This window comes from Candidatus Omnitrophota bacterium, from assembly GCA_028716245.1.
Lineage (GTDB): Bacteria > Omnitrophota > Gorgyraeia > Gygaellales > Profunditerraquicolaceae > UBA6249.
Map to the genome: position 1 here is coordinate 1 of JAQUQW010000003.1, position 15,896 is coordinate 15,896.

Annotated in this window: 14 protein-coding genes; all 14 read right to left on the reverse strand. The window is 38.1% G+C overall.

Annotated features, from left to right (window positions below; translation table 11 throughout):
* Positions 1–1,028: 4Fe-4S dicluster domain-containing protein (locus tag PHG87_06085; GenBank protein ID MDD5477744.1), on the reverse strand; the 1,028-nt coding region annotated here is incomplete at its 3' end.
* Positions 1,025–1,291, reverse strand: coding sequence for a hypothetical protein (locus PHG87_06090; GenBank protein ID MDD5477745.1), 267 nt, complete (start codon positions 1,289–1,291; stop codon positions 1,025–1,027). The genes PHG87_06090 and PHG87_06085, both read right to left, overlap by 4 nt.
* 89 nt (positions 1,292–1,380) lie before the next feature.
* Positions 1,381–2,538: a glycosyltransferase family 4 protein gene (locus PHG87_06095; GenBank protein ID MDD5477746.1), complete on the reverse strand. Its 1,158-nt coding sequence runs from the start codon at positions 2,536–2,538 to the stop codon at positions 1,381–1,383.
* Entirely contained in the window at positions 2,523–3,749 is a 1,227-nt protein-coding gene (locus PHG87_06100; GenBank protein MDD5477747.1) for a glycosyltransferase family 4 protein, read from the reverse strand. The genes PHG87_06095 and PHG87_06100 overlap by 16 nt, the downstream gene beginning before the upstream one ends.
* Before the next feature lie 26 nt (positions 3,750–3,775).
* Positions 3,776–5,155 carry a radical SAM protein gene (locus PHG87_06105; protein MDD5477748.1) on the reverse strand — a complete coding sequence of 460 codons (1,380 nt, stop codon included), beginning with the start codon at positions 5,153–5,155 and terminating at the stop codon, positions 3,776–3,778.
* Between the two features lie 8 nt (positions 5,156–5,163).
* Entirely contained in the window at positions 5,164–6,156 is a 993-nt protein-coding gene (locus PHG87_06110; protein ID MDD5477749.1) for a radical SAM protein, read from the reverse strand.
* Positions 6,157–6,195: 39 nt separating this feature from the next.
* A complete protein-coding gene (locus PHG87_06115) occupies positions 6,196–8,781 on the reverse strand; it encodes a glycosyltransferase (GenBank protein ID MDD5477750.1) in 2,586 nt (861 codons plus the stop codon).
* 1 nt (position 8,782) lies between these two features.
* Entirely contained in the window at positions 8,783–10,528 is a 1,746-nt protein-coding gene (locus PHG87_06120; GenBank protein ID MDD5477751.1) for an ABC transporter ATP-binding protein, read from the reverse strand.
* Positions 10,509–11,330: an ABC transporter permease gene (locus PHG87_06125; protein MDD5477752.1), complete on the reverse strand. Its 822-nt coding sequence runs from the start codon at positions 11,328–11,330 to the stop codon at positions 10,509–10,511. The genes PHG87_06120 and PHG87_06125 overlap by 20 nt, the downstream gene beginning before the upstream one ends.
* On the reverse strand, positions 11,314–12,315 hold the full coding sequence (locus PHG87_06130; GenBank protein ID MDD5477753.1) for an MraY family glycosyltransferase: 1,002 nt from the start codon (positions 12,313–12,315) through the stop codon (positions 11,314–11,316). The genes PHG87_06125 and PHG87_06130 overlap by 17 nt, the downstream gene beginning before the upstream one ends.
* Positions 12,312–13,442, reverse strand: coding sequence for a glycosyltransferase family 4 protein (locus PHG87_06135; protein MDD5477754.1), 1,131 nt, complete (start codon positions 13,440–13,442; stop codon positions 12,312–12,314). Before PHG87_06135 ends, PHG87_06130 begins: the two co-directional genes overlap by 4 nt.
* 2 nt (positions 13,443–13,444) lie before the next feature.
* On the reverse strand, positions 13,445–14,488 hold the full coding sequence (locus PHG87_06140; protein MDD5477755.1) for a radical SAM protein: 1,044 nt from the start codon (positions 14,486–14,488) through the stop codon (positions 13,445–13,447).
* Positions 14,460–15,458: a radical SAM protein gene (locus tag PHG87_06145; GenBank protein ID MDD5477756.1), complete on the reverse strand. Its 999-nt coding sequence runs from the start codon at positions 15,456–15,458 to the stop codon at positions 14,460–14,462. The genes PHG87_06140 and PHG87_06145 overlap by 29 nt, the downstream gene beginning before the upstream one ends.
* Positions 15,459–15,538: 80 nt before the next feature.
* Positions 15,539–15,896: hypothetical protein (locus tag PHG87_06150; protein MDD5477757.1), on the reverse strand; the 358-nt coding region annotated here is incomplete at its 5' end.

Genomic DNA, 15,896 nt, shown 5'->3' on the forward strand with positions numbered 1-15,896 from the left:
CCCTCTTCACTAAGCAGGGAATTTACAGTTTCAATCAGGCTGATATCCGCCATACAGGTCCGCGTGCACCTTCCGCAGCCGGTACAAAAATAACGGTTAAACTTATCAACCGGATATTTGAATTTACGATAATACCTGTGCCTCTGGCGGCCATCCCGCCCCTTCCGGAAATCTTCGCCTCCGGCAACTTTGGCAAAATCATCCATCTGGCAGGAGTTCCAGATACGGTACCTCACCCCTTCATTTAAAGATAGCTCCAGGTCATCCTGGGTATCAAAACAATAACAGGTCGGGCATACGGCAGTGCAATTACCGCAGGCAACGCACCTTTTGCCCACATCTTTCCAAACAGCTGAAGCAAAAAATTTATCAAAAGCATCGTAAACCTTCGGAAGCGGGCCGGTAAATTCTTCCTTAAATATTTTCTTTTTAGCTTCCCTGGCGCGCTCAAGGAGGTTCATCTCGGTTTCCGTAGCTTCTTTAATGTAATCTAACCCGCTAACCAGTTTTTCGCCTTTCTCGGAATTAATATGGATGATAAATTTTTCACCCAAATCCACCATCATCAAATCGTAACCTCCGCGCGGGACATGGTTGCCCATCGAAGTGCAGTTGGCGTATTTATCGCAGTATTTTAAACACTCTATACCGATAATAGCCATCCTGTCTTTGCGGTTAAGGTAATTGGGATCCTCCGGCGCGTCCCTAAAGACTACGTCCATACACTGGATTCCGGCGATATCGCAGGTGTGCACCCCGAAAAGAATAAAATCCTCGAATTTATCGATGGCCTTGGCTGTTTTAAACGGCTGCGCGCTGAATTTAAACAGTTTTTCTTTCTGCGGAAAATAATATTTTTTCGGCGGCAAGATGGTGGGTATATACTCCAGGCAAACCTCCTCTACCTCTTTTACCGGACGGAAGACAAAAAGGTTCTCTTTTTTACGCGGGGCATAAAGCTTAGCCTTTTTCTTTAGATGTTCCAACCAATCATTAAGATTTGTTTTCTTTAAACTTGCATATTTCACTTTTTTCTATCCTCCGTTTCTCCTGCAAACTCTAATCCGGTAATCTCCAGCTCCGGGCCGAAAGGTATGGTATTGATGGCGATTTCCAGGCCCGCAAACCTTGTGCCGCAAACTGCCTGTTGATAATGCTCAAGGAAATGCTCTTTATTAAAACTGCCAAATTCGGAAATAGCAAAATGGGCCTTCTTGATCTTGCAAGAAGCCGAATCTTCCTGTTCCTCAAAATATTTGAGAATATTTTTTAAGAGGCGTGTGTCATGCATGAATAAAACGGGTAAACGATTTATTTAGGTATAACAGTATAACAAAAAAAATAAATAAAACAAGAATAAAAGAATAAAAAATCCGTCTTTTAATTTGGACGCAGGTGAAGCAGATTATGATAAATATTCTCATATTTATCCAAGAGCTTGCTCCAATCGTAATATTTTTCCACAGATGTCCTGCCCCTTATTGCCAACTCCCGCCGCTTATCCGAAGCACCAAACAATTCCATAACCGCAGCGGCAAATTCCCATTTCCCATCCGCAATTTTAATAATATCTTTTGAATTTATCCCTCTGGCACCAATAGAAGTAGCTACCACCGCCATTCCTGAAGCTAAGGCTTCCAGGATCTTAAAACGCATCCCTGTCCCGTAACGAATAGGGGCAACAAATATCTTGCTCTTAGCATAGCTATCTTTTAGATTCTCAATATATCCTGTAACCATAATATTCTTATCAAATTTGGGTAGATTCTTTATCAATAAAGGCGGATTTGCCCCGGCAATTAAAAAAGATACATTTGGTAAGATTTTTTTGATTAAAGGCAGAATTTCTTTACAAAAATATAATACCGCGTCGACATTCGGGAAGTGGGAAAAATTCCCCACAAAGATAAGATCATATAATTTTTCGCTTTCTTGAGATAATGCATATTCTTTTGAATTTATGCCCAAAGCAATGACATCTATATTTTTTCTTTTATGCCGCAAAAATATGATATTCTTATCAACTTCGGAAAATACGATAATCCGGTTAAATTGGCGATACCAGTTTTTTTCTTCAAATGATTTTTTAACTGCCCGGGCATATAAAATTAACTTCTTAATCAGATTACCCTCAAACCCGGCCCGCTCCCAAAATGAACCAGATAAAATTTCGTGCTCGACTAAAACCGAAGGCATCTTTGTCCCCGGGGGAAAATAACGCCTTAGATATGAATTCTCGCACTGTAAAATATCAACAGTCCTATTCCTGGAAAATTCCTCTATAGTTTTTTGAAAATAAAATGATTTATTCGGGTAGCGCCGGTAATCTTTTAAATATTCTAAATAAATATTAGTGCAATATGGACTAATCGCGGCGACCCGTTTTTTATCTTCCTGGCTGCAAAAAGATAAAAGATAAACAGAATGCCCTCTTTGGTTTGCCAGCAGGATGAAGTCATAAATTTTACGGGCGCAACCAACAGTATCGCTGGAAGGCAAATACGGAGAAAATAAGAGAATTTTTAGTTTATTGCCCATTGTTTATCTCTCATTCTCTCCACTATGGTCCCCTGTAGTTTATGGCTAATGATTTTCCAATCATAATGCTTGGCGGCTAAGCTTCTGCCATCTTCTGATAAACGTTCACATAACCGGCTATTGTTGCTTAATATTTTTAAATTCTCGGCGAAATTTTCCGCCGATGATACGATCATCGGCTGCTTGCCATCAGCCTCTATGCCGCGCGCGCCGCATTCAGTACTAACAATCGGCAGGCCATATGCCATATAATCAAGCATCTTTATATTTATTCCTGAGCCACTAAACATAGGATTAACCGCTATATCGGAAGCTTTTAACACGGCGTCTAATTGCTCCTCTGAGACCCTTCCTAATAAAACTACATTTTGCGGCAACGGTTGATCTTTCAAAAAATCACAAACTGAACCCAGAATGAGGAATTTCATATCTTTGGCTAAAGGAAGGATCTTATTGATTATAAATTTAAGCGCGTCAATATTTGGCTTATAATAAGCCCCGATAAAAACCACAACCTTCTCATCTGCCTGAATTTTCAGCGTTTCTTTATACGATTGTTTCTCCTGAGACCCTATCCCTCCCCTTATCGTTGTCCCATTGGTAACAATAACGATTTTATCGGGGTTTAATTTATATAATTTAACCAAATCATTTTTTTCATTTTCAGAACAAGCCAGGATTAAATCACTTCTTTCGCACGCTTCTTTTTCAATCTTATATACTTGCCCTAACACCAAACTTTTTAGAAAATGTTTTCCCAAAATCTGGCCCATAAGCAAATATTCGCAATTGTGCGCGTCATAAATGAAGAATTGCCGGTTATTTTTATCTAAACTTAATACCGACCAGGGATGCGAACAAACTACGATATCCGCGTTTTGGGAATTAAGAATATGCTTGAATTGCCAATCCGTATGCATCCACAGGTAGGGGAATAAATCGAGTGAATTGTCTTTAAAAATTAACTTCTTAAAAATATACCAAAGGCAATAATGCGGCGGTAAAGCACACAAAATTTCTTTGAAATTATTTTTAATTTTTTTAAAGCTATATTCTATATCTTTACCCAAGCCAAAATTTACACCTGTGTAAGTAATATCCAACAACTCTTCAGAAAAATTACTGTAAAGGTTCCAAATCCTCTTGGGGCCTCCCCAAAGAGGCGGATATAATGGTGCGGTGTCAGTTACGAGTAGTTGCAGCTTCTTCATTGTCAAACCCTATATTGAAACGGAGGTTATGAATGGTTAATTCTCAACACAGAAAGCCAAAACCTCAATATCTTTAATCTTAGTTTTCTATGCAGAATAGTGTTGGTAAAATATTTAGTACGCCAGCTATTCAAAAAAGTTTTTTTTGCAATCCCAAATCTATCCGGATTGTTCGCTAAACTAGAATCGGACGGAATCCCGCAGGATAATTGACCGGGGTTAAAATAAGAGATATTTCTACGGTTTTTATAAATAAAAATCAAAGATCTTAGAAAATCAACCTCTGACTCCGTTGGAAATCCTACAATCCAATTTATGTGTGTTTCTATGCCGGATTTTTTAGTATCGGCTAGGTTGCTTTCCGCATCTCTTAGTAAAATATGCTTATTCATTGAATTTAATACGTTCTGAGAACCGCTTTCTATACCATAAGACAAAAAATTACATCCTGCAGTTTTTAATTTTAAAAATAAATCCGGAACCATCATTTTATTTACTCGCGCATACCCGCCCCAATTTATTTTTAAGCTATCTTTAATTATTAAATTAGCTAGCTCGGATAATTCAGATAAATTACCATTTATAAGTGAATCATTGAAGAATAAATTTTTCACCTTATAACAATCAATATCGTGTTTTATTTCCTGAAAAACATTACTCGCGGTCCTAGATCTAAACTTATTCCAATACCTTGTTTCTCCGCAAAACGCACATTTGGCAACGCATCCCCGAGATGTCAATAAAGGCAACGCAAATTGTTTATATTTCTTCAGTTCAAAATCCCCAAAATACGGAAAAGGCAACTTATCTAACGGTTCAACCTCGTTCCTGAATACAAATTTATTCACCGAACCGTCCTTTTTAATAAAAGCCCCTCTGGTATCCCTGAATTCATTGTCAACTGAAAAAATATCCGCCAATTCATTCAACGTTCCTTCCCCTTCGCCAATGACAATTGCATCTGCGGAATTGCCTTTCAGAAGATATGGATTTTTTAACTCGTCATAACACCTTGGGCCGCCAAATACAATTTTAATATTTTTATTTCGGCTCTTAATCCGTTCCGCCACATACAAACTCGTTAACTCATTGGTATAAAAAAGAGTGAGCCCGACTATATGCGGAGAAAATGATAACAATTCTTCGATTTTCTTATCTAGATGTTCTTTAATCAAAGGCAAAACTTCATTCGTAAAAAAGGGATCCAACCACTTATAGTATTCACTAAATCCCCAATAATCTACTTTCTGTTCTTTTAATAAATCATAAATATCAATATTGAAATCAAAGCATTTTACAAAATACCCTTTTTGTTTCAAGGAAGAAGCTAGGTATGAAATTCCTATGGGAGGAGAAAGATTTGTCCAACAAGGACAAAGCAACAAAGCTATTCTTAAATTACTCATCAGGAGTCTTAATTTGTGATGTCGATAGCAAGAGGATTGTCAAAATTAAAATTACAATTTAATATCCGGCAAACCCGCTTACACGCCAAGATCTGTTTTCTTCTCTGTTCAGCAATTTCAGAATTCCAAATTCGCTCCGGGGAATCTTTTAAAATATTTCCTATGGGATTTAAATTCCAACATAATAAAATCTCTCCGGAAGGATTAATCAAAAAATTCCTCTTACCAATATCACAAGGAAAAACAGGGATACATTTTTCTAATCGCGTAAAATATAGTTTAAAAAACTGCAATTGTCCGAGAGGATTTAAAATAGGGGCATTTTTTTTCTTAAGTTCAACCAACTCATCTATAGTCAATAATAAACTGCCGACTTTATCTTCCCGGGGCCACAATGCGTTTTTCTTATACCACCCATTTTCATATAGATTAGCGGAATCGGAAATCCATAATGCTTGCACAATTTGAAAATCAGCCAATTGCTTATCGACTACCAAGTCATTTAATATGGGGATAATTTCTTTAAAATTATCATTCATTATCACTGTGGCTAAAACAACTTGGCATTCCCTGTTGCAAGCTTTAAAGAAATGCAGCGTATCTATAACATTTTCATAAACACCTTTTCCGCGCAGGTTATTATGAATTTCTTTATTAAAACCGTCTAACGATACAAGAACAGTCAGGGTTTTAATCCCTGATATGCGCTTTATTATATTTTTGTTTAATAAAGTAGTATTTGTAACCAAAGTAGTTGTTATATCATTTACCGCGCAGAATTCAATAAGCTCAACCATATCTTCGCGCATAAAAGGTTCCCCCCCGCCAAAATTCAATTGATAGGAGCTCCCTAGCCAATCTTTAATTTTTATAAAAATATCTTTCCATTGTTGAGTATCCAATTCCTGCCTCTTATTCTTACTTCCCCATAAATCACATTGTTTGCATTTTAAATTGCATCTTTCCGTTAAAGCCATTTGAATGGACATTTTATTTTCCACTAATTATCTCCTCAAAAAACATAAATAATAACTTTTATCTTACTTATCAAGAATAAAATCATTACCAGTAATCCTAAGGAATTCGCTTAGGGCTGAATTATAACATCCATTACAACATCCTTTATTATATATACCCCTTCTCAATTCCTGATATTCTTTAGAATGCCACAGTATTTCCAAATCATCTTTTATTGCATTGCCAATATATGGATGCGTTTGCCCCCATACACAACAAATACGAATATCACCATTCACATAAATCCCTAAGCTCTGAGCAAGCCCAAGACACCTGACTCTTAGCATATTCTTGCTGTTTAAATATTTTTTAGCACTAAGATAATAGATATATCTATGCCTGGGTATTTGGTTATTATTCGTTAGCTTTTTCACAAATCTTAGAAACGTATCATATTCATTATCGGGGTTAATAAATAATGCTTTGCTGTGATTAACCGGCCAGAAATCCATAGGGATCACCTGCCCTTGCGCCCAATTATAGAAAGCCTCCAGTTCATTAAGATTATCTCTTGTTACAACATAATTAATAGAGATATTCTGTTGTTTATCCTTGAGCTCAATGATGTTATTCTTCACCACTTCATACAAACCTTTTTTCCTCCTCAAACTATCATGAGTTGCTTCAAAACCATCCAAAGAGATATTAATTGCATCAATTTTTGAATTGATTATTTGCTGGATATAACCGCGCAATAAACTTCCATTAGTAGTAACTGAAATCTTTATCTCTTTTTTCTTTGCATACGCTATAATGTCAAACAAACCTTTATGCAGGAATGGTTCTCCTCCGGTTAAGACTACTCCTTTGATGCCAATTTTATTTAAATTGTCGATAATTTGAAAAGCATTTTCAGTTTTCATTTCTTCGAAGCCATTTTTTAAATCACAAAATTGACAGGTTAAATTGCACCTTTTGGTTATCATTAGAATAGCTGTATCTGGCTGAGGCGCGAATGTCCCCTTCTTAATATGGTTATAATACGCAACCCGCCAAACATTCTGTTTCTTATAAATGTTTCGCAAAAATACGCTCAATAAATTATTGGAATGATGGAATTTCATAAACAATAAATTACTTTTAACTTTTCCTTTCACATCAAGTATAATATTTATTTTTTTAGACAGGAATGTTCTCAGTTTTTTACAGATACTCTTGATCGGCCATAAAAAACCCCATAAAGGACGCAAAAGATATTTATATCCGGTAGATGCATAAATACCATCCAGCTCTTTCCTTATTTCCTGTAACAGCAACTTATTACTATTTAATTCTAAATCTTTCTGCTGCCTGAGCAATTCCGTATCCTGCTTCAGCTCTATTATCTGCCGCTGCCAAGATATTAAATCCCGCTCCCTAGATGCCAATTCCTGGTTTTTGGCGGCAATTGCTTGATCCTTCTGTTGCCTGAGCAATTCCGTATCCTGCTTCAGCTCTATTATCTGCCGCTGCCAAGATATTAAATCCCGCTCCCTAGATGCCAATTCCTGGTTTTTGGCGGCAATTGCTTGATCCTTCTGTTGCCTGAGCAATTCCGTATCCTGCTTCAGCTCTATTATCTGCCGCTGCCAAGATATTAAATCCCGCTCCCTAGATGCCAATTCCTGGTTTTTGGCGGCAATTGCTTGATCCTTAAGAGCAATTAACAGATTTTGATCCTTGGTTACTTGCATTAAGTAGTCTTTTTCAAAATTATAAATTCTACGCACAGCATTAAATAAATCACCGCTCAATTTATTAGTAAATTCCAATCCGTGCTCTTTGATTAACTTTCCAAACACCTTGCCTAAAACAGAACTTATGTCACGGTCGCTATTATAACCATTCTTTACTGTAAAATAATCCCTCCCGGACAAAGCCTCCGCGAGTTTTTCCGGCCAATGCTTGGTAATTAAGAGAAGCCGGTTTATCTCCTGCCAATGCCTGGCATTATCTTCATTGCCGACCGTACCGTGAAATTTATGATAAATAACGCTCTGGGGGCAATTTAAAAGTTTCCACCCTGTCTTTGTGCATCTAACGCTCATATCCACATCTTCCAAAAATAGATTAAAATCTTCATCCAGAAAACCAACGTCTTTCAGGCATTGCTTTCTGTATAACACGGCACACCCACAAATACTGCACACTTGCTTTATTACGTTATATTGCCCGTTATCTTTATCCCTAAATCCGATATCGCCCCAATAAAAATTAGGATACTCTTGATGCCCTACGCTTTGGATAGAACCATCCATGAATAATATCTTGCTGCCAACTGCTCCTACGGACTCGTCGCTTTGGGCAGTTCTTATCAATGCGCTAAGCCAATCCTTATCTACCCTGACATCGTTATTAGTTAAAGCGATAAATTCGCCCTTGGCTGTTTTTATACCTAAATTGTTCGCCCGGGCATAATTATTTACATCATTTTGCAATAAGGTTACCTGGGGATATCGTTCTTGAACGAAATCAACTGAACCATCCGTGGAACAATTGTCAACCAGAATAATCTCCAGCTTATCATTGGGGTAATTTAAGGCAAGGAACGAATCAAAACAATCCGCCAAGAAATGCTTGCCGTTATAATTAACTGTAATTATGCTGACTAAAGGATATTTTTTGTCCATATTAAGGCATGTCCCAAGCCCAGATATGTTTCAAATAAACTGTCCCGTGATCTTGTTTATCAAATACCATACGGAAGAAAATTGCGTCTTTGGAAAAAACTAAAAACTTTTTCATGGTTTTGTCCCAAATCCCGCAATAAATTTTATATCCTCCGGGTAACAAGGATAACTCCGGAAAATCCACTTCAAAAATATTTTTATTGGCTAAAGGAAAAGTTAGGCCCTGGCAATAAACCCCATCATCCCTAAAGATTCCCAGCCATAAAATTCTCCTGCCATAAACATTACCTTTGGCGCTTATCCCTATATTTAAACGCACAGCTTCATTTGTTTGGAAAACCTGCTGCTCCTGGTTTTTTTTATTTAACAATTTTACAGAGTTAATGGCTATATCTTCATTTTGAAAAGACGCATTGGCAGAAGCACCCAATATGCCGGCCAAAGGCACAGCTAAACTATTTCTATTTAACCAATTGAAAAATCGGTTACTTGAGGTTTTAAATGGAATTCTTAAAAGCTCGCCTGTTTGGTTACCCGCGCCAACGATTAATTTATAATAACCATTATGGTAATCAAAAGCTACCGTTTCACGCTTATCCCAGATTGCAACAGAAACCCTGTATTCACCGGGCGCCAAGAGTAATTTCTGGTAACTCAGCTTAAACCAGCCGCGGCCCGGCTTTAACCTTGGTATCTGGTAACCGTCAAATTCGGTATTTGGCCCATAACAATAGACTCCATCATTTCTAAATATCGCCACTCCAAAATGCGGCTGCTGAATAGTTTCTTGCGCGTAAAAATTTACTTTAATCGTTAAAGGATCACCGCTTTTTATAGCTTCACATTTTATTCCGAACTTATTCAAGAACACTGCCGACTCAATGGCAACTTCTTTTGCCCCAAGCTTCTGCCCCCAAATAGATACATCATCAGCCCATTTCTTGGTATTATCGGCTAAAACCCTAGCCTTAGGTAAAAGACCAACGAAAAATTTATCCGTATTCAGAACAGACTTGTATTTATTGATTCCTTCGAGCGGATTTCCATAAAATAATGGCCTGCCGTGCTCAAGAAGAACGGCATAATCGCAAAATCTTTCAATTAAATCCAAATTCTGGGTTGTGATCACCAGGGTTTTACCCTGCCGTCTGAAATCCACTAAACACGCAAAGCATTTATTTTGAAAAAGCGCGTCTCCTACCGTCAGAACCTCATCAATAACCAAAATATCGAAATCTAAATTCGCGATAATGCTAAACGCTAAGCGCAGGCGCATCCCCTGAGAATAGGTACCTAAAGGCATATCAACGAATGAACCTAATTCCGAAAACTCGATTATTTTATTTAACTTGGCATTAAGTTCTTTGCGGGAAGCGCCCAGGACAGCTCCGTTTAAAAAAATGTTTTCTCTGCCGGTAAACTCATCCTGAAAACCAACCCCGAGATTGAATAATCCCAAAACCCTGCCCTTGGAAATAATTTTTCCTTCCGTGGGCGCGAAAACTCCGGAAATAATATTTAAAAGCGTGGTTTTGCCTGCTCCATTTCTACCCAGGATACCTAAAATCTTACCCGGGGATACATTTAAAGACACATCTTTTAAGGCCCAAAAATCTTCACCAACTGCCTTTTTGTTTACTTGCCCCGCCTGAAGGGCGTATTTTTTGCCCACAGAAATTAACTCTAGGGCCTTCGTCAATTCAGCAGGATTATCTTTTTCAGAAATTTTAACAGGAAAGGTAGTCATGTACTTTATCTTTAAACCTCAGATAACAATAAAACCCTAAAAATAATACTCCCAATGAAAAACAAGCCACTAGGGATATACTAAACAACCAACCCAGGTCTTTAGCGATAAAAAGATAAAAACCTTTTAGAATTACGGATCGATAAAAAATCAATATCCCGGTTAATGGATTATAAAGATAGGCTTTAAATAAAACCGGCGCCAAAGAATTTTTTACTAAATAAAGAGAATAAAATACCGGTGTTAAATAGAAAGAAACCGTCAGCGTTATTTCTAAAATATATTTGAGATCTCTGTATTTTACATAGAGCAGGGAAAAAATAATCGACAAGCCAATAGTCATTAACAACTGGACTAACAATAACAAGGGCAATAAAATTATCAATAACGGTAATCCTTTTAACAGGAAAAAAGCGGTAAATATCAATACTGCCAAAGAAGGCAAAAAATTAATCAAATTCGCCAAAACAATCGAGAGCGGCAAAAAATAATACGGAAAATTAGATTCCCGGATTAAATTTTTATTATCGACTAAACAAGTGGCGGAACAGGTAATCGAATCATTAAAAAAACGCCAGGGGAATATAGCGGACATCAAATATAAAACATAAGGCACCTCTTCGGTTTTAGCTTTCAAAAAAACCGAAAATACCAAATAAAAAATAAAAACCGTGGTTAAAGGTAATAAAAACGCCCAAAATGGCCCCAAAATCGGCCGGCCATAACGCAGTTTAAGGTCTTTTAAAACCAGCTCACCGATTAAATTCTTCCTGGTTAATATTTCTTTAATTATGGCAATCATATTTTTTGCCCATCTTAATTCCGATAATCAAACTTACCAGGGCCGCGAAGGTAATGATACCCACACCTAAATAATTAGGAACCCGGCTGGCCGCTATTCCGCATAAGCAAAAAAACAAACAGAGGCTGAACATAATCAACAAAACCTTTTTCTTCGAGTAACCCAAAGCTGAGAATCTTAAAACAAGGTGATCGTTGCTTTTCTTAAAAGGTATGCTTTTATTAATTAAACGGATCAAAACCAGGAACGTAGTATCAAATATCGGAAGGCCCAAGATAAGCAGCGGGCTTAAAAGGGCGGCTTTCCTATCCAGCGGCGCGTAACTTATGATTAAAGCAATCGCGGCTAAAATAAACCCTAGCCAATGACTGCCGGCATTACCCATATAGATCTTGGCTGGAGGGCGGTTATATAAGAAAAAACTCAAAACGGCCCCGATTAAAACCAAACATAAAGTCGCGCTGCGAATATCGGCATTTAAAATTGAAATCGCCAAAAAAGCGGCGCTTACGATAATCGCGACTCCGCTGGCCAAACCATCCATTATATCCAAATGATTAAAAGCATTGCTAATGCCCAAAACCCAAATAAAAGTAACCACTATATTTAAAATATTCCCGATATAGACAATCTGCGTTCTGATTCCAAATAAAATTAATATGCTGGCAGCGATGATTTGCATTAAAAATTTAGAGCCAATGGATAACTCCCGCCAGTCATCGAATACCCCGAAAGCAAGCATCACGCTTGAAGAGACGATCATACCAACGATCTCTTTGGACAGTCCTTGGTTAATAAGGAAAAACAGCAACACAACAAAAATAAAAGACAACCCCATCCCTATCCCACCCACAAGAGGTATTCCTTTGGGTATCAATAAGTTATACTTCAAGCTGAATTTCTTAAGCATATGGATAAGGATTAATCCCGCTAAAAATCCGTACAATATTAAGAAAAAATAAACGGGGAGCACACCCTGCCTCATTCTTTATTATATAAATCCTGGTAATTTTTTATCATATTCGTAACCGCGAAATCTCCATTTAAATTATTCCTCGCGTTTCGGGCAACCTGCCTGCGCAGATCGGCATCTTTTAATAAAAGAACTAATTTTTCAGACATGCCCCGCGTATCCTGAGGTAAAACTAAAAATCCTGTTTTACCGTCAATGATTATCTCCTCAATCCCCCCGGTATTTGTGGCGATAACCGGGATAGATGAAACTATGGCTTCCAATACCGTAACAGGCAAGCCTTCCCATAAAGAAGTCAGCACAAACACATCTATTGCCGACAATATCCTATTGATATCTCTGCGCCAGCCGGTTAAGATTACGTTTTTCTGCAGGTTAAATTTATTAATCGACGCCTGAATCTTCGCGCGCAAAATTCCGTCGCCTACCAGAATAAATTTCACGGAAGGCATCCTCTGATTGACTAAAAAGGCCAGCCGGATAAAATCCTGCGGAGCCTTCTGCGGCTTAAAACAGGAAACCATCCCTACTGTTAAATCTTCCATATCTAGGCCTAATTCTTTTCTTATATCCAGACCGCTTGAGGTGAATTCCGAATAGTCGATGCCATAGCGTATAAGTTGGAACTTATCCGGATCGCCGATATGGTTATCCAAACCTTTTTGTTTGTCAGAATAAGAAGCAACGACTATTTTATCGGTAAAACGCGCGCTCAGCCTTTCCAGAAAAATGAATAGCTTACGGCGGAAAAATGGCTGAAAATCGTTAAAACTCCAGCCGTGTACAGTATGACAAATAAACTTCACTTTAGCAAACCTTGCGCTCAAACGGCCTAATACACCAGCCTTAGAGCTATGAGTATGGACAATCTGGATATTATTTTTTTTAATAAAAGCGTAGATCTCGAAAAAGGCCAAAATATCCTTACAAGGATTTATCGGCCGCCCTAACCACTTGGAACGCTTAAGGATCAGCCCATCAATAGAGCCGGCATCAAGAAGCATTGGCCCTTTTTCAGCTGTAAAGAGAAAAACGCTAAACCTCTCTTTATCTAAACCGCTGATTAAACCTAACAACTGCTTCTGGGCCCCCCCTAATTCCAACTTGGTAATTAAATATAAAATATTTATTTTTGGCATAGTTATCGATAGGCTTTTGCCAATTCACAAAACCACTCGACAGGCTTCTCCAAGCTGCCTGTTTCTAATAATGCCTTGCCCGGGCATACGCGGCAACCACCTTTGATTGAACAAACCCTGCATTTGGAATTAATGGTAAAAGTTTTGCTCCTTACCCAACTTAAGATACTGTCGCGCGCCTGTTCAATGTTTTCTTTCAATAAATTTATTTTGGGTTCTCTAATACAGATACAGGGAAATAGATTGCCATAAGGGTCGATATGCACGCCGTCTCCTCCGCCAATCGCGCATTGAAATAAATTATTGGCCGGCCTGGAAGCTAAAGGTTGCGATAATAATCTGCAATCGTCTCCTATCGCCCCTTTCTTACCATTTAGACTTAAAACTTCTTGAGAAGAAACTCTTAAGCTCGAGGGCGTTAGATTTCCGTCTAAACGGGAGTGAAGGAATATGCTTGGCAGATAACCCAGGCCTAAACTCTCAACAAATTCCTTTATTTTTCCCAACTCCTTAAAATTATCCTTAATCACCTGTGTTTTTATCTTTAACGGTAATCTTCTTTGGGTTATTAACTTTATACCCGCCATTGCCTTTTCAAACGAGCCTTCTACTCGAGAGATCTTCTCATACAGCCCTTTAGTAACCGCGTTCAAAGTAATCTCGATCACAAATGGGGGGCTTTTTCTGAGATAACCCGCGATTTCTTTCGTCATTGAGCAAGCATTGGTAAATATAGTAACGATAAAACCCTTATTTTTCGCGTAAGAATATATTTCCAAAAAGTCTTTCCGAGCTAAAGGATCTCCCCCGGTAAAACATAACCAGATTACCCCGGCGTTATGAATTTTGTCTAAAATGAATTTAACTTCTTTTGTGCCGAGCTCGTTGCAGGCGGAACCCGGCCGATTATAACAATCCGTATAACAGTGTTTACAGTGAATCCCGCATTTAAAAGTCAATTCAAATTGGCAGACATTCGGCCTTTTTAAATGCCAGTTTTTTTTATGCGTCTTTAAACTAAAGGTTTTGTATTGTATTTCTTGCATTTTTTCTGCTTTCCGGCTCGCAGGAAGTAAAAGTCTTATTATAAAGCCAGCCCCTGGCCGGGCACCATTTGCAATAGCTTTGCAATTCGCATTTACCACAGTTATAATTTTCATCCGGCTTAATAGAACTAATGAATTCTTTTAATTGTCCCCATGCCGCTCTAAAATCAGCTTTTTTTACTTTATTTTCTCCTAATATCCTAAACTTCGGAGAATCGATCATCAGACACGGTTTAAGCTCTCCTTGCGGAGTAATTGCCGCCTGGCTAATGCCTACGCCACATTTGAATAAGTTCACGTCATTGCGGAAAGATTCCTCACCTGTCATTGCGAACCCCGCCGAAGGCGGGGTGAAGCAATCTCTACTTGTCTCTTTATCTCTCTTCTCTCTTCTCTCTTCTATTATCCGCCCTCTATGCCTATACGGCTCCACTGATCCATTTAAACGAGGAGAAAGCAGGTTATCCAAACGATGCAAAGCGCCTGATGAACGCGCAAAATCCTGAATATCTTTTATTTCGGATTCATTTTCTTGCAGCACACAAGTTTTAAATCCCAAACTTACCTTATTTTCACGCAGAAGATTAATGGCGGCAAAAACTTTTTCCCGCGAGCCCAATACTCCGCTGATACGTTCAAAAGCCGGCTTACTCATCGCGGGAATAGTGATATCCACCTTATTTACTCTAATCCGCTTTAATTCTTTGGCAACCGTTTTATCTATTAATGAACCGTTGGTATAAATAATAACTTCGAACCCTTTTTTCTTGGCATACCAGAAAATATTTAATATATCCTTTCTTAAGAATACCTCCCCTCCGGTAAAACCTAAATAAAAACAACCGATGTTTTTAAGCTCATCTAAAATAAGGAGGGCTTCTTTCGTCTTTATTTCCCTTTTTTTTCTATAGCTATGCGGCAGATAACAGTGCCGGCAATGGAAATTACACCGGTAAGTCAATTCAAACATTACCCGTAGAGGAAAACCCTTATTTTTTGCAGAACTATGCAGCCGTTGCCAGAAATTATTGTAGGATTGATATTTCATTGTCAAAGAGGTAATTCGGGTTGAAAAACTATTCTATCTACTCCGCAATTTTTTAAAACTGCGGAACTTAAAGGATTTTTATAAAAAGTGGTATTCCCTCTTTTGTAGATAACCTTGGGAACCGCTTTTTTACGCAGTAGATCATAGTATTTCTGGCACTCTCTTCTACAAACATTGATACGGTATATTTTTTGGAATCTTGTCTCCATCGGGCAGAAACGGCTGGTGGAGATATTCACAAATGGCGTATATAGTGATTTCTTAAGCCGGATTCTTCTTAAATTAACCCCCTGCAAAAGATTATTCAACTCCACCCTCTGGACGCCAAGTTCGGTTAAAAGATCTTGAACAAAAGGAGAA

Excerpts from the sequence above, each read along its gene's own strand:
- PHG87_06120 (MDD5477751.1), bottom strand. The coding sequence starts at position 10,528 with ATGACTACCTTTCCTGTTAAAATTTCTGAAAAAGATAATCCTGCTGAA.
- PHG87_06105 (MDD5477748.1), bottom strand. The coding sequence starts at position 5,155 with ATGAGTAATTTAAGAATAGCTTTGTTGCTTTGTCCTTGTTGGACAAAT.
- PHG87_06115 (MDD5477750.1), bottom strand. The coding sequence starts at position 8,781 with ATGGACAAAAAATATCCTTTAGTCAGCATAATTACAGTTAATTATAAC.
- PHG87_06125 (MDD5477752.1), bottom strand. The coding sequence starts at position 11,330 with ATGATTGCCATAATTAAAGAAATATTAACCAGGAAGAATTTAATCGGT.
- PHG87_06100 (MDD5477747.1), bottom strand. The coding sequence starts at position 3,749 with ATGAAGAAGCTGCAACTACTCGTAACTGACACCGCACCATTATATCCG.
- PHG87_06140 (MDD5477755.1), bottom strand. The coding sequence starts at position 14,488 with ATGCAAGAAATACAATACAAAACCTTTAGTTTAAAGACGCATAAAAAA.
- PHG87_06135 (MDD5477754.1), bottom strand. The coding sequence starts at position 13,442 with ATGCCAAAAATAAATATTTTATATTTAATTACCAAGTTGGAATTAGGG.
- PHG87_06130 (MDD5477753.1), bottom strand. The coding sequence starts at position 12,315 with ATGAGGCAGGGTGTGCTCCCCGTTTATTTTTTCTTAATATTGTACGGA.
- PHG87_06095 (MDD5477746.1), bottom strand. The coding sequence starts at position 2,538 with ATGGGCAATAAACTAAAAATTCTCTTATTTTCTCCGTATTTGCCTTCC.
- PHG87_06090 (MDD5477745.1), bottom strand. The coding sequence starts at position 1,291 with ATGCATGACACACGCCTCTTAAAAAATATTCTCAAATATTTTGAGGAA.
- PHG87_06145 (MDD5477756.1), bottom strand. The coding sequence starts at position 15,458 with ATGTTTGAATTGACTTACCGGTGTAATTTCCATTGCCGGCACTGTTAT.